Origin of the sequence: Azospirillum aestuarii, assembly GCF_016632405.1 — a bacterium.
Taxonomy (GTDB): domain Bacteria; phylum Pseudomonadota; class Alphaproteobacteria; order Azospirillales; family Azospirillaceae; genus Azospirillum; species Azospirillum aestuarii.
On the sequence record NZ_JAEPIV010000001.1, the window covers coordinates 475,489 to 489,595 of the forward strand.

The 14,107-nt window shown below is 67.3% G+C and carries 12 protein-coding genes and 1 tRNA gene; 6 read left to right on the top strand and 7 right to left on the bottom strand.

The window, feature by feature from the left end; all coding sequences use genetic code 11:
* The first annotated feature begins 174 nt into the window (after nucleotides 1–174).
* Together JJL56_RS02170 and JJL56_RS02175 are read left to right on the top strand one after the other, a co-directional pair.
* Complete coding sequence (locus tag JJL56_RS02170; protein ID WP_200484027.1) at nucleotides 175–1,221, top strand: hypothetical protein; 1,047 nt, start codon at nucleotides 175–177, stop codon at nucleotides 1,219–1,221.
* Nucleotides 1,222–1,235: 14 nt separating this feature from the next.
* Entirely contained in the window at nucleotides 1,236–1,874 is a 639-nt protein-coding gene (locus JJL56_RS02175) for a hypothetical protein (RefSeq protein ID WP_200484028.1), read from the top strand.
* 450 nt (nucleotides 1,875–2,324) lie between these two features.
* On the opposite strand, the gene JJL56_RS02180 is transcribed toward JJL56_RS02175, so the two are convergent.
* The 5 genes from JJL56_RS02180 to JJL56_RS02200 all read right to left on the bottom strand — a co-directional run bounded on the left by JJL56_RS02180 (nucleotide 2,325) and on the right by JJL56_RS02200 (nucleotide 6,820).
* Nucleotides 2,325–3,536, bottom strand: coding sequence for a hypothetical protein (locus JJL56_RS02180; protein WP_200484029.1), 1,212 nt, complete (start codon nucleotides 3,534–3,536; stop codon nucleotides 2,325–2,327).
* Nucleotides 3,418–4,776, bottom strand: a complete 1,359-nt coding sequence (locus tag JJL56_RS02185) for an AAA family ATPase (protein WP_200484030.1) — start codon at nucleotides 4,774–4,776, stop codon at nucleotides 3,418–3,420. The genes JJL56_RS02180 and JJL56_RS02185 overlap by 119 nt, the downstream gene beginning before the upstream one ends.
* Nucleotides 4,773–4,949 (bottom strand): hypothetical protein, encoded by a 177-nt coding sequence (locus JJL56_RS02190; RefSeq protein WP_200484031.1) that lies wholly within the window; start codon nucleotides 4,947–4,949, stop codon nucleotides 4,773–4,775. Before JJL56_RS02190 ends, JJL56_RS02185 begins: the two co-directional genes overlap by 4 nt.
* Nucleotides 4,950–5,139: 190 nt before the next feature.
* Nucleotides 5,140–6,654 carry a DUF6538 domain-containing protein gene (locus JJL56_RS02195; RefSeq protein ID WP_345772530.1) on the bottom strand — a complete coding sequence of 505 codons (1,515 nt, stop codon included), beginning with the start codon at nucleotides 6,652–6,654 and terminating at the stop codon, nucleotides 5,140–5,142.
* 92 nt (nucleotides 6,655–6,746) lie between these two features.
* Nucleotides 6,747–6,820, bottom strand: a tRNA-Gln gene (locus JJL56_RS02200).
* Between the two features lie 200 nt (nucleotides 6,821–7,020).
* Here JJL56_RS02200 and JJL56_RS02205 point away from each other — a divergent pair.
* The 3 genes from JJL56_RS02205 (at nucleotide 7,021) to guaB (ending at nucleotide 10,417) form a co-directional block, all read left to right on the top strand.
* The gene (locus JJL56_RS02205) at nucleotides 7,021–8,049 is read left to right on the top strand and encodes a Ppx/GppA phosphatase family protein (RefSeq protein ID WP_200484033.1); all 1,029 of its coding nucleotides are present in this window, start codon (nucleotides 7,021–7,023) and stop codon (nucleotides 8,047–8,049) included.
* A 14-nt stretch (nucleotides 8,050–8,063) separates the two neighbouring features.
* Entirely contained in the window at nucleotides 8,064–8,774 is a 711-nt protein-coding gene (locus tag JJL56_RS02210) for an RlmE family RNA methyltransferase (protein WP_200484034.1), read from the top strand.
* A gap of 164 nt (nucleotides 8,775–8,938) precedes the next feature.
* On the top strand, nucleotides 8,939–10,417 hold the full coding sequence (gene guaB / locus JJL56_RS02215) for an IMP dehydrogenase (RefSeq protein WP_145623808.1): 1,479 nt from the start codon (nucleotides 8,939–8,941) through the stop codon (nucleotides 10,415–10,417).
* A gap of 83 nt (nucleotides 10,418–10,500) precedes the next feature.
* Here the strand turns inward: guaB and JJL56_RS02220 are convergent, their stop codons facing one another.
* Complete coding sequence (locus tag JJL56_RS02220) at nucleotides 10,501–11,262, bottom strand: TrmH family RNA methyltransferase (RefSeq protein ID WP_200484035.1); 762 nt, start codon at nucleotides 11,260–11,262, stop codon at nucleotides 10,501–10,503.
* 170 nt (nucleotides 11,263–11,432) lie between these two features.
* On the opposite strand from JJL56_RS02220, the gene JJL56_RS02225 reads away from it, so the two are divergent.
* Entirely contained in the window at nucleotides 11,433–11,681 is a 249-nt protein-coding gene (locus tag JJL56_RS02225; RefSeq protein WP_200484036.1) for a DUF1272 domain-containing protein, read from the top strand.
* Nucleotides 11,682–11,729: 48 nt separating this feature from the next.
* Here JJL56_RS02225 and JJL56_RS02230 read toward each other — a convergent pair whose 3' ends face one another.
* A complete protein-coding gene (locus JJL56_RS02230; protein WP_200484037.1) occupies nucleotides 11,730–14,096 on the bottom strand; it encodes a PAS domain S-box protein in 2,367 nt (788 codons plus the stop codon).
* Nucleotides 14,097–14,107 lie beyond the last annotated feature (11 nt).

Below are 14,107 nucleotides of genomic sequence, written 5' to 3' on the forward strand. Positions count from 1 at the left end.
CCTATAGAGCCAACGATTTTCCCGGAACCCGGCGGCTAAGTCGTTGAAAGGGCTTAATATTATCTTCATTGACTTTACCCTGCTGGGTATTAAATGTGCATTCCGCTTCATCGTTGACGTTCTGTGGTTGTATCGCTCACGATGTCACGGTCCCGCTCATGGTTGGAGGATGTCGTGACCGTGGCCACCAAAACGCTGAGCATTCTCCTGGCATGTGGCGTTGCCGCCAACGCCTATCTGGCCTGGGAGCTTCACAGCCGCCTGCCGCCATCAACGGCCGAGCTCGACCGCGACTTGGCCGCCTTGGCCGAGACGGCACCCGTCCAGAACTCGGAGGACCCGCAGGTCAAGGCGGAGCAGGCGCTGAGCGCCGCCATCCGCGCCCAGACCCGCGACATGCTCGAGCAGCGTCGGGCCGCCGCGCTGCGCTTCGTCGACCTGCGCTATACGGTGACCGGCGCGGCTGCCCCTACCGCGAACGCCGACCAGCTGGCGGCGCTCGAAGCCGACATCACCCAGCAGCGGGCCACCCTGGCCGAGCGAAAGGCGGCGGTGGACGAAGTGCGCGCTGGGACTATCCACACGCAGCAGCTGGCCAGCCTGAGCCTGGTGGAGACCACCCTGGCGCTGCTGGAACGACGCCACCTTGCACTCAAGTACGGCGTCGCCCTGCCGACGGCGCCAACTCCCTCAGCGGCCGTTCCAGCCGCCGACAAGGACGCGATCGCCGCGCTCGAGGCGGACATTGCCGAGCGCCGTCGCGTCATCGCCGACACCCGGAAGGACGCCGACCAATACAGTGGCGGCCTCATCAAGGTCACTCTGCTCCAGCGCTTGGCCACCGAGCAGGCGACGCTGGCCGCGCTGGAGCAGCGCCTCCTATCGCTCAAGCATGGCTTGCCCCCGGCTCCAGGCCTGCCCCCCGTCGCGGCCGTCGCCGTGGCGGCGGAAGTCCTCGCGCCCCTTGACGCCGACATCGCCGCGACCCGCGCCTCGATCGCAGCGGGCGAGCGCGAGGCGTCGCGCTACACCGGCGGGCTGATCTACGTGACCATTCTCAGCCGCGTCGCCACGGAGCGGATGACGCTGGCCATGCTCGAGCAGCGGCGGCTGTCGATCAAACACGGGCTGACGGCGGCACCGCCGAGCTTGGCGGGCGACGCCGCGCCCAAGCCCAAGGGGCCGCCCGGCGCCGTCGTGACCGACAAAGAAGCCCTGTAAGCGTGGAGGGAAGCATGAACCGTTTTGCCGCTGTCGTGATGGGCTTGGCGCTCGGCGCCGTTTCACCCGCTCTGGCCGCCGACCTGCCCAAGGCGGCTCCCTCGTCCCCCGCGGCTCCGGCCGTAGCGGCCGCCCCGTTCGGGCTGGAGTGGGGGCTGTCCAAGGAGGAGCTGGAAGCCAAGGGCATCAAGCTGGCCGAGGTGCCGACCAACGAGGGCAGCCAGCGGTTCTCCGCGAGCGGCCTGTCGAAGCTGGTCGCCGGTGTGGAGACGGTCGTCGTCGACTTCGGCTTCGACAACCGGCTGTGGAAGGTGATCGCGGCCAGCGAGGACTTCCCGAACGACCCGTACGGCTTCAAGGTCAAGGCGCGCTACGGGGAATTGAACGACATCCTGACGGAGAAGTACGGCAAGGGGAAGGCGACCCACCGTACCGGTGGCAGCATCTACGACGAGGCGCGCTACTTTCTGGCGGGCCTCAACGGCGGCAAGAGCTGGCACTTCACGACCTACAGCGCGCCCGGCCTGAGCATCGAACTCAGCGTGCGCGCGAAGGACAGCGACACCGGGTATTGGGTGCTGATCTACAACAACACCGAGCTGGCCAAGGGCTACGACAAGGCCAAGGCCAACCGCGAGAAGAACGCCCTGTAGGGCAAGCTGGCATCAGACGGGGGCTAGAGAGTTATCACCACTTAACGCAACACTTCGATGATCAGGACGAGCACACAGTCCCGCGCCGCTGCGAAATAGGGAGGTCAACCCGCAGTCGGATGCAGCGCTCGATGGAGTGCTCGGTCAACGAGTCGGCGTGACCGCTCTTCGTGGCTGTCGCCTTGGAGTACGCCGATGACCTCGCTCATCATCAGGTCGCGCATCCCGCCGTCCACATCGCCATTGCCGACCCATAGGTGAGCATGCCGCAAGCCCGGTCGTCCATAGCCGGTCAAGGGGCGCGCTACAGCTTCCTCCTTGCAAGCACCACCCACACGCTCGAAGCATGCGGGCGATCCAGGCCGACAGGTTCCGTTGGGAGGGCGCCATTAAGGTGCCGGTGGAAACATTGCGCATCCCGGTGAGACAAGCGACACGCCGTTCTTTTTTCTACATGCCGTGCTTCCTCATCAGGCACTCGATGCGGTTCAGGTGCGTCAGGATGTTGGCCTTCGTCGGCGCGGCGTACCCGACCTCGGTGTGGTGTGCCGGGTCCGCGAAGCCGACCGTGTCCTTGAGCCCGTCATGCTCCGCAGGCAACGTGCCCGGGATCGTACGGAACAGCTTCAACAGCTCGCTCGGCTTCGCATTATCGTACTCGGCCGGAGCTGGAACGCCCTGAACCTTGGCGTGGAGTTCCCGGATGAACTGTTCGGCCAGCACGCGCAGCCGGTCAACGGCCATGGTGCGGTGCGCCTCGTTGCCATCGGCAAACGTCTTGATCTCCGAGATGAGCTTCTTGAGCTTCACCTCGGTCGTGATGACCGGTCCAGCGGCACTGTAGGCGTCGAAGTTATAGACCCGCAGCGAACGCGCCTTGTTGAGTTCGCGCAGACGGGTGACGACGCGCTCGACGTGGGACAGCACGATCACCTGTTTGCCATGGCCGTCGAGCAGCTGCGGGACGACCGAACCGATGAAGGCCTCGGTGTGGTCGTCGTCCATGCTCTGGATCGGGTCGTCGAACACCACGAAGCCGAACGGCGAGCCCGGCGTGGTGGCGCGCATCATCCACACAGCCAGCCCCAGGCAGTTCAGCTGGCACTCGCTCAGGTTGGCGGCCGCCCCCATCCGGACTCCGAAGCTTCGGGCGTGCAGCTTCACGTGGTCGGTTCCGGGCTCCATGCCGTCGTAGCCGACATCGGCGCCGGGATTCATCAGGTCGTACCAGCCCCGCACCTCGTCGCCACGGGCGCCAAGCAACTCGACCTGCTTCTTCTGAAGGTAGGCCTCGGCCTCCTGCATCAGCGCCTTGGACTGGTCGAGGACCGCGTCATAGGCGGTGATTGCCCGCATTTCCCGATCGGCCGACAGCGCTGAAATCAGGGCATCCAGCCGCTTCACCTCGGTGTTCGAGGAGACACGGGCACCAACGGCCTTGGTGAAGCCGTCCCACCCTGTCTGGTAACCGGTCAGGGCCTCGGCGAGTGCGACGACCGCAGCCTCGACCGCGGTGGTCAGAGCACCCTGCTCCGCGACGACTTCAGGAGCTTGCAGGCCGTTGGCGAGCCGCGTCACCAACGAATGGACGTGCGTCGCCATGGCGTCGTATGCCGCATCGTACTGGCGCCATGCCGTTTCCACCGCGTCGAAGCGGCCCATGAACCCGTTCAGCACGTCCGACTCGTCCGTGAGCAGGGCCTTCAGGAATCCAAGGTCCTCCAAGCTCAGCTCTGGGCGCGGCAACATCCGGGTGACCTGCGCGACCTGCTGGAGGTGCCGTTTGGCCACCCCGACGCTCACCTGGAGTTCCTGGGTGCGGGCCAGCAGATGGGCGGCGGCCTCCAACCGCATCCTGAGAGCCAAGCGCCGCTCCGCCGTCAGCGTGGCCGCCTCGCACATGGGGCACTCGTCGCCCTCCGGTGCCTGGGCCAGTCCGGCCTGCCAGAAGGCTAGGCGCTCCTGCGCGTGGGCCGCGGCCACCCACGGCGACTCGGGCGCCCACCGCCTTGCCCAGCGCTGCCAGAGCCTCGGCGGCGCTGCCCCGTTCGCGCAGCAGACGCTGGATGCAGGCGGCCATATCCGAGGTTGGCGTCAGCTTCGTCAGGTCGAAAACCGCGCGCTCGGCCTCCCTACGGGCCGCCGTCAGCGCCGCGATCAGGGTGGCCGGATCGTCCGACTTGGCGCCACCCAGGCGCCTCGCCGCCTTGACGAGAGCCGGAATGTCTTTGGCCGGATCGATGTCCGCCGTCGGCTTCGCCCAGCGCGCCGCCATCTTCGCCGTCTCTGGCACGTCGGCCAGCAAGGGCGCGAGCAGGCGCAAGCGGTTCCTGGCTTCGACCACAGGACGTGGCGGGGTTCCCTGGAACGAACGCCGGGCGCCGTCGATGGCCGTCTTGAACGCCGCCATCTCGTCGAGCCCCAGCGCCGCGCTGATGGCGTCCCGGCGCTCCTTGGGGCGGGCATGGATGAAGGTTTGGAGGCCGTGCTGGACGATCACCGGGTAGACGGCGTCGGGCACCAGCAGGCCAAACGTGGTGAAGTCGCCCAGGGCGCCGTCGATTAGGGTGACGGAGTTCTCGGACGCCGCCGGGTCCGTCATCCGCCGGGTGAGCGTGACCTCGCGGCCGTCGGCCAATCGGACGCGCGCGGAGACCTCGACCGGCTGCCCGCCGTGGGCGTTGGCGTAGGTGCCGCCGTACTCGGTGGCGCTGAGCACCTCACCGCGCTTGCGCCGCCGGGTCGAGCCGTAGAACAGCCACTCTAGGGCTTCGGCGAAGCTGGTCTTGCCAAAGCCGTTCGGCCCGTAGAACAGGATGATGTCCGAGTCGAGGTTGACCGTCGTCGGCGTGGCGCCATAGCCGCGGAAGTTGGAGGCGGTCAGGTCGAGAAGTCTGGTCATTCCCCCACCTCCTCCGTGAAGCGGGCCTCGAGGATCTGCCGCAGGCGCTGCGCGTATTCCGCCGGGGTCACGTCAGGACCACGGCAACACATCGTGAACTCGTCGATGATCGCCGTTGCCAGTGCACCTGTTTGGGTCTCCGCAAACCCCTTAACGTGGTCGTGATCCGCCATCGCTTTGGCTCATCGTGTTGCCTCACACGGGGTCGAGCCTCCGCAAAGCACTCTTAACGATTCCTTGAGCGCAGATTGGATCAAGGTGGCTACAGTGTCGAACCGGAACTAAATCCTTGCTCCACTCAAGTCCGGTGCATCAATTTCCGGTACGATTGCGTCCATCAGTGACCCGAAAGATCTCGGTCTTTCAGGCGCTTGGTAGCAGATGCCCCAAGTCGACGCCGAGCTTCAGCATGTTCATCGCCTCCAGCTTGTTCTTCAGCGTGATGTGCTTCAGATAGCGGCTGCCTTCCCCGATCAGGTCGGAGGTGCTGTGTCCCATGATCGCCTTGACGAACACCGGGTTCGCACCGGCGTTCAGGATCAGCGTCTCGAAGGTCCCGCGGAAACTGTGGAAATCGACGCCGGGCCGGTAGACGCCGATCTCCCGCCGGTACACGGTGAAGCGCTCCGAGTAGTATGCCCCCAAGCGCCTGTCCTGGCCCTTCGGCCGCAGATCAGGCCACAGCCTCTTGCAGCGCGCCCGACGGCGTTCCTCGACAAGGTCCAGGAAGCCGAGCGCCACCAGCATCCCAGAGGCTGGCACCTCCCGTACAGAGTTGGCGTTCTTGACACGCAGATCACCGTCGGCGTGGACCAGGAAGAAGTCGATGCCATCCCGCTTCTTGATGTCGGAGGTGTGAAGCTGGGCGATCTCCTCGAGCCGCATCCCGGTCAGCAGGCCGATGATCGGCAGCCAGAAGTTGGCACTACGCCGATCGGCGTCGGGGCCAACCCAGAGCCGGGAGGTGAACAGGCGGTTCAAGTCGCGGTCGGTCCACATCGCGCGCTGCTCGGACGCGGGCTTGCCGTTCGCAATCGGGTAATCGAAGCCGGAAAAGGGGTTGGTGTCGAACTCGTAGTGCCCGTGCTGACGCAGCCAGTCCCAGTAGCCGTGCAGAGCGCTCATGTGGCGCTTGATCGTTTTCATCGACAGCAGCTTCGGCCGCTTGATGCTGCGGGGGGATAGCTGGGCAGCGACTTCGATGTTCTCGCGCATCGTCCCCTTCAGGTGCGGCGAGCGTCCGTGCAACTGAGGGAGCTTGCCCAGCGCCTTCATGAATTCCGAGGCATGGCGGCGTGTGTAGCGGTCGGCCTGCTGGTCCCCGTGGTACTCGATCCAGAGGCGGAAGGTGCCTCGGGCCTGGAGTGCGGTCTGCTGCGAGCCCCAGGCGCCCGTCTCGAGCATGTTCGAGATGTGCGCCTCTGTGAGCGTGCTGAACAAAGGGGCACCTGACACCGGTGCCGGAACTGGCGCAGCCACGGTCGGTGACGTGATGGCGGGAACCGCTGACGCTGCTGTCGCCTGTGCTTGGCAGAGGGCAGGAGGGCAGGGTGCCGGTGTCACCGACAGCAGTGGAGAGACGCCCGCGCTGACCGGGCGGCGAATGATCAGGTCGGCCTGCACCCAGGCTGCGGGGCCGATGATGTCCCGCATCAGGTGGCGCGCATCCTCAACCGAGAGCGCCGGATCCCCATCCAGGGCAGCGAAGAGGCGTTCGCTTTCGAGATAGAGGAGACGGGACCGAAAGGCCGCGACTCGCGGGCTGGAGGTCTCGAGCGACCGGTAGACCTCGGCCAAGCCGCCGAGCCGATGTTGCAGGCGCCCAGGGATGCGGCGCCGGAAGTGAAATGTGCCTGCCCGCCGACACACATGCTGCATGACCACGCACTCCAATGAGTGTGGGGCGGCCTGTAGTGCGATTGCACCACACCACCCGGGTCACCAGCAAAATGATAGCGATTTCAATAGGTTGGTTGGGGGACTAGGATTCGAACCTAGGCTGGCGGAGTCAGAGTCCGCTGTCCTACCGCTAGACGATCCCCCAGACCGTCACCGGGAGTGGCGCTGCGCCGCGTCCCGTCGTGGGCCGCCCTTTTAGCAAAGCGGGCAGGGCTTGTATAGCCCTTTTTTCGCCGCTGGCACCTTGGTGTGGACGCGCGGACACAAATCAATGCCATTCGTGGGCTTTCGCTGGGACGTGAAACCGGGTTAAGATGACTCCCTTAAGCATGGCGGGGAGGAGACGTGGACCTTCAGGTGCACAGTGAACGGCAGAACGACACCGGACGGTTGCGTTCGTCGGCACCTGCGCGCCCGGTCTTTGCGGCCCTCGACCTCGGCACCAACAATTGTCGCCTGCTGATCGCGCGTCCAATTCCCGGCGGCTTCCGCGTCATCGATGCCTTCTCGCGAATCGTCCGGCTTGGCGAGGGGTTGACCCGCAACGACCGGCTGTCCGTCTCGGCGATGGAGCGCACCCTCGCCGCGCTGAAGATCTGCGGGTCCAAGATCGAGCGGCGCGGCGTCACCGCGGTGCGCGCCGTGGCGACCGAAGCCTGCCGCCGCGCCCGGAACTGCAACGAGTTCATCGACGCGGTGGAGCGGGAAACCGGCATCGCCATCGAGATCATCTCCAGCCAGGAGGAAGGGCGCCTCGCGCTCGCCGGCTGCGCCTCGCTGCTCGACCCGAACGTGCCCTATGCCGTGGTGTTCGACATCGGCGGCGGCTCGACCGAGCTGATGTGGCTGGCGGTGGAGCGCGGGCGGCCCCCGCGCATCCTCGACCAGACGTCCATCCAGTGCGGCGTCATCGGCCTTACGGAGCAGTTCGGCGGCGCGGACGCCGACCGCGGCATGTACCGGCGCATGGTGGAGGAGGTCGCGTCGGCCATCGCCTCCTTCGAAGCGCGCAACGGCATCCGGGAGCGGACGCTGGCCGGGCAGGTGCAGATGCTCGGCACCTCCGGAACGGTGACGACGCTGGCCGGGGTGCATCTCGGCCTCTGCCGCTACGACCGGCGGGCGGTGGACGGCAGCTTTCTGCGCATTGATCACGCCCGCGCGGTCATCGAACGTCTCGTCGCGCTGGACTTCGACGGGCGGGCACGGCATCCCTGCATCGGACAGGACCGCGCGGATCTGGTGATCGCCGGATGCGCGGTGCTGGACGCGCTGTGCGACTGTTGGCCGGTGGAGCGCCTGCGCATCGCCGATCGCGGCCTGCGCGAGGGCATCCTCGTGGAGCTGATCGGGTCGGCGCGGCAAATCTATTAAGGAAATGTGAGACCATGGTTGGAAAGCCTCCATCCTCCTCGAAGCCGGGTGGGCGTCGCGCCACCGTCCGCGTGAAGACCTCGGCGAAGCGCTCCACCTCCTCGGTCCGCTGGCTGGAGCGGCACCTGAACGACCCCTACGTGCATGAGGCGACGAAGCGCGGCTTCCGATCCCGCGCCGCGTTCAAGCTGCTCCAGTTGGACGAGAAGTTCCATCTGCTGGGACCGGGCAAGCGCGTGGTGGACCTCGGCGCCGCCCCCGGCGGCTGGACCCAGGTGGCGGTGGACAAGGTGCAGACCGCGCGCGAGGGCTGGAAGGTCGTCGGGCTGGACATCCTGCCGATGGACCCGGTGCCCGGCGCCACCACCATGGAGGCCGACTTCCTGGAGGAGGGCGCGGCGGAACGGCTGAAGGAAGCCTTGGGCGGCCCCGCCGACGTGGTGCTCAGCGACATGGCGGCCCCGACCATCGGGCACCAGGCCACCGACCATCTGCGCATCATGGCGCTGGCCGAGGCCGCCTACGACTTCGCGGAGGATGTGCTGGCCCCCGGCGGGGCGTTCGTGGCCAAGCTGTTCCAGGGCGGGGCGGAGAAGTCCCTGCTGGAGCGGCTGAAGCGCGATTTCGCCACGGTGCGCCACGCCAAGCCGCCGGCCAGCCGTGCCGAATCCTCCGAAACCTATGTGGTCGCCACCGGTTTCCGTGGGGCCAACGCGAACGACTAGGTATACCTCAGGCTGCGGCCCGTTCGCGCAGGTCATGGCTGGCTTGCGCGGATGAGGCCCGGCACACGACAGTTTGTGGTTCAGGCGCCTTCACAAGCCCACGGTCTTGTGTATAGTGCGCCAAATTTTTTTCCGGCCCCTTTTTATCTCCCGGGAGACCGCCGATGGCCCGCTCGTCCACGATCCGCGAAGCTCTGACCTTCGACGACGTCCTCTTGGTTCCGGCCGAAAGTTCGGTCCTGCCGAACGAGGTGGACACCCGGACGCGCCTGACCAAGACCATCGAACTGGGCATCCCGCTGATGTCCTCCGCGATGGACACGGTGACCGAAAGCAGCCTCGCCATCGCCATGGCCCAGGCCGGCGGCATCGGCGTGGTCCACCGCAACCTGACCATCGAGCAGCAGGCCGAAGAGGTCCGCAAGGTCAAGCGGTACGAGTCCGGCATGGTGGTCAACCCGATCACCATCACCCCGGGCCAGACGCTCGCCGACGCGCTCCAGCTCATGGCCGACTACCGCATCTCCGGCATTCCGGTGGTGGAGAGCCGTGACTCCCGCGGCAGCGGCAAGCTGGTCGGCATCCTGACCAACCGCGACGTGCGCTTCGCCACCAACCCGAACCAGCCGGTCAGCGAATTGATGACCAAGGACGTGGTGTCGGTGCGCGAGGGCGTCAGCCAGGACGAGGCCAAGCGCCTGCTCCACCAGCACCGCATCGAGAAGCTGCTGGTGGTGGACGAGGCCCATCGCTGCATCGGCCTTGTCACCGTGAAGGACATGGAGAAGGCCCAGGCCTATCCCAACGCCTGCAAGGACGCGCAGGGCCGCCTGCGCGTCGCCGCCGCCACCGGCACCGGCCCGGACGGGCTGCGCCGCGCCGAGGCGCTGTTCGACGCCGGCGTGGACGTGCTGGTGGTCGACACCGCGCACGGCCACTCGCTGAAGGTGCTGGATCAGGTGCGTGCGGCGCGCAACATGTCCAACTACACCCAGGTGATCGCCGGCAACGTGGCGACCGCCGAGGCCGCCAAGGCGCTGGTCGATGCCGGCGCGGACGCGGTGAAGGTCGGCATCGGCCCCGGTTCCATCTGCACCACCCGCATTGTCGCGGGCGTCGGTGTGCCGCAGCTCACCGCGATCATGGACGTGGTGGAGGCTTGCGAGACGATGGGCATCCCGGTGATCGCCGACGGCGGCATCAAGTTCTCGGGCGATCTCGCCAAGGCCATCGCGGCGGGCGCCAGCGTGGCGATGCTGGGCAGCCTGTTCGCCGGCACCGACGAGAGCCCCGGCGAGGTCATCCTCTACCAGGGCCGCTCCTACAAGAGCTACCGCGGCATGGGCTCGGTGGGCGCCATGGCCCGCGGCTCGGCCGACCGCTACTTCCAGCAGGAAGTGTCCACCATGAAGCTGGTGCCGGAAGGCGTCGAAGGCCGCGTGCCCTACAAGGGGCCGATGTCGGCGGTCATCCACCAACTCGTCGGCGGCCTGCGCGCGGCCATGGGCTACACCGGCAGCCAGTCAATCGCCGAGATGCAGACGAAGTGCGAATTCGTCCGCATCACCAACGCCGGCCTGCGCGAAAGCCACGTCCACGACATCACCATCACCAACGAGTCCCCGAACTACCGTCAGGGCTGATCGGGCGTCCGTCGGGCGGAGGTTCGAAGAGGCGAGGGGGCGTTCCCCTCGCCTTTTTCATGCCGGCGATCCAGGCCTTCAGGTCAGCGGTTGGCGGTGAAGTGGCTGAACAGCGCCACGCTCGCCGCGACGGTGGCGTTCAACGATTCCACGGCCCCGGTGGTTGGAATGGACAGGCGCTGAACGGGCAGGGTGGCGGGCACGCCCTGGCCCTCCTCGCCCAGAACCAGACGGACGTCGCGCGGCCAGCGGTAGGCCGCCAGGTCGGCGCCCCCGGCGTCCAGGGCGACCAGCGGCCCGGCGGCCCGGTTCACGTCCTCCCACCGGCCGCCGCGCAGCAGGGTCAGCTCGAACTGGGCGTTCGACGCGGCGCGCAGGCATTTGGGGTGGTAGGGGTGCGCCGCCCCGTCGAGCAGGATCACCCGCCGGGCGCCGAAGGCGGCGGCGCTGCGCAGTAGGGCGCCGAGGTTGTTGGGGTCGCCCAGCGCGCAGACGAGTTCGAGCCCCTGCGGCGGTTGCGAGAGGTCGATGGGCGGTGCGTCGGGCACGGTGCCGACCAGCAGGGGAAAGCCGGTGCCCGAGGCGTCCAGGGTGCGGAACAGGGCGGGGGCCAGTTGGACGATTTCCAGCCCCGCGGGCAGGCGCCAGCCCTCGGCCTGCACCGGGTCGGTGACGAGCAGGGTGGAAAAGCGCTCCGGCCAACGGGCCAGCGCCTCGGGAACCGTCTTCAGCCCAGCCAGCAGGAACTTGCCCTGCTTCTTCAGGCCACGGCTTTCCAGCAGCGACTCCCACAGCTTGAACTGCGGATTCTGCGGGCTTTCGATCAGGCGCGGCGGGCGGGTCATGCGAAGCGGGCTTTCCAGGGCAGGCTTTCCAGGGCGGACGGTTGTCGTTGCCGCTGCGGACCTTAAGGCGCCGGCCGCCGGCTTGGGAAGGCCGATCCGGTGCCGGCCCGGTTCTCCCGCCGTCGCTGCGCTGCTATCATCCTGAAACCACGGAAAGGCGGTGTTCCATCATGCTTGCTCTGCGCCCGAACTGCGAATGCTGCGACCGGGATCTGCCTCCGGAGTCCGGCGACGCCTACATCTGCTCCTTCGAATGCACCTTCTGCGGCGACTGCCGGGATCGCCTGCTGAAGGGCTTCTGTCCGAATTGTGGGGGCGAGTTGGTGCGACGGCCCGTCCGCCCGGCGGGGAAGCTCATCAACAACCCGGCCTCCACGGAACGGGTGCTCAAGGCCGGAGGCTGCCCACCGGCCTTTTGACGCGCGGTCGGGTCGGGCGCCGACCCGGGACAGCAGCGGCCCCCGGTGTCACGACGGCACCACGCCGGTGGCCGGCCGGATGCGGGACACGAGCAGGGCGCCGATCGTGCGGAGCAGGCGGTCCGGCGGCACCGGCTTGGCGAGTATGGGGGCCTGCCGCAGTCGTTCGTTCGTGGTGTTCAAGCTGCCGTAGCCCGTGCAGAACAGGAATGGCACTCCCATGTCGTCCAGCAGTTCAGCCACGGGAAAGGACGGCTGGCCGAACAGATTGACGTCCAGCACCGCCAGGTCCGGCGGCGACGTGCGGGCCAGATCGATGGCGTCCTGGACGCGCGCAACTGGACCGACGACCCGGTATCCGGCGTCCTCCAACACCTGTTGCAGGCCCATGGCCGTCAGGGCTTCGTCCTCCACCACCAGGATGCGGGCGCCGGGGTCCGCCGCCTTCTGGTCTTTGACCGCCTTGGGGGGCGGTTTCCGCGCGGGATGGACACCGCTCACCACGAAGCAGTCGCCGGGCAGCGCGATGCGGCAGTTGAGACCCTCGGGCGGCCATTCCAGGACCAGTTCGCCGTGCATCTGGCTGAGGATGGTCTGTTCCAGCAGGATCGAGCCGAAGCCATGGCGGGTCGGCGGAGCCACCGTCGGGCCGCCGCTCTCCGTCCATTCCACGCGCAGCAGGCCGGCCGCCTTGTCCACCCGCCAGGATACGGCGACACGCCCGGCGGTCACCGACAGTGCTCCGTATTTGACGGCGTTCGTTACCAACTCGTGCAAGACCATCGAGAAGGACTGGACGGCTTCCGCCGCGATGGCCACGGGCGGGCCGGAGACGGTGAACATTATGTCCTGCGTGAAGGCGGACAACTCCTCCTGTGCCAAGGTGGCGAGGTCGGCCCCCGACCAACGGCTGGCCGCCAGCAGGGAATGGGCACGAGCCATGGCGGTGACCCGCCCCTCCACCGCGCTCGCGAATTCCTTCGGGTCCTCCGTCCGGCTGAGCAGGACGATGGACTGCACGACCGCCAGCGTATTCTTGGCCCGGTGATCCACCTCGCGCATCAGCAGACGCAGGCGGCTTTCGGCCTCTTTGCGGCCGGTCATGTCAGCGGCCATGCTGACGACCAGATGCCGCCCCTTGGAGTCGCGCCCGATGGGCGAGGATCGGAACGCCCAGGTGAGCCGGCGTCCGTCGGCGGTCCGGATGTCGTAATCGCCTTCGTCTATGGGGCGGTCGAACTGATGGAGACGCTGGATGTCCATGCGCATGGTTCCGCAGCGCTCGCCATAGGCGCGTTCCAGCCAGCCGCCGATGGTGGACAGTTCGGCGGCGGTGTAGCCCGTGGTGTCCAGCCAAGCCTGACTGATCAGCACCACCTCGCCATCCTCGGCATGGACCATGACCGGGAAGGGGGCATCCTCAATGGCCCGGCGCAGCCGCTCCTCGCTTTGCGCCAGCGCCAGTTCCGCTTTCTTGATGGCGTGGATGTCCGTGCCGGTGCCGATCCAGCGACCGGTCCGCGTCTCCCGCACGGCCAGGATGAGGTGCCAGCGGTAGGATCCGTCAGAACGGCGCAGGCGGTGTTCGGACTCGAAGCGGGCGTCGCGTCCGACGGCGGACTCCCAACCCGCCAGCGCGCCGGGAAGGTCGTCCGGATGCACCGCCTGCATCCAGCCTTCGCCCGAAAGCTGGTCGGCCGACAGGCCCGTGTAGGTCTGGAAGCTCTGGTTGGAGTAGATGTTCCGGCCCTTTGGGTCGGCCACGAACAACGCGCCGGGCAGAGCCTCCGTCGTCGTGCGCAGCATGTCGTCGCGTTCGGCCAGCGCGCGCTTGGCGGCGTTGGCGTCCGTGTTGTCCACGAAAATGGTCACTGACGCCACGATGCGGCCGTCGCCATCCCGCACGGGGGCGCTGCTGACGTCCAGTTCCAGCGTGCGGCCGTCCGGGCGATGGTAGATCATCGGCTCCCAGTCGATCGCCGCGCCTTCGCGCAGGGCGCGGACGGTCGGGTATTCCTCCATGGCGTAGGGAGACCCGTCAGCGTGCCTGGCACCATAGCCTTGGTAGCGGGCCGCATCCTCGCCCGTCGTGGGTGGCGCCTGTGTGATCGCGATGGCCCGGTCGTTGAGGATGATTCCCTCGCCACCCGGAGCATTGGAGATGGAAATGCCGATGGGGGCTTGCCGGAGCACCGCCTCGAACAGGCTGCGCTCGCGCTGAAGGATGGCCTCGCGGTCGCGCAGTGCGGTTTCCACTGAATGCCGGCGACGACATTCGCGCCACAGGACGATGAACAGAAGCCCCGCGGTGAGGGCGATGAACGCCCAGCCCTTGTAGGTCTGGATGGTCGTGACGTTCGTGGCGAACAGCAGGTCGACCGCCCGGTCCGAGGCCGCGATCCATGCAGACGACACGATTGCATAAC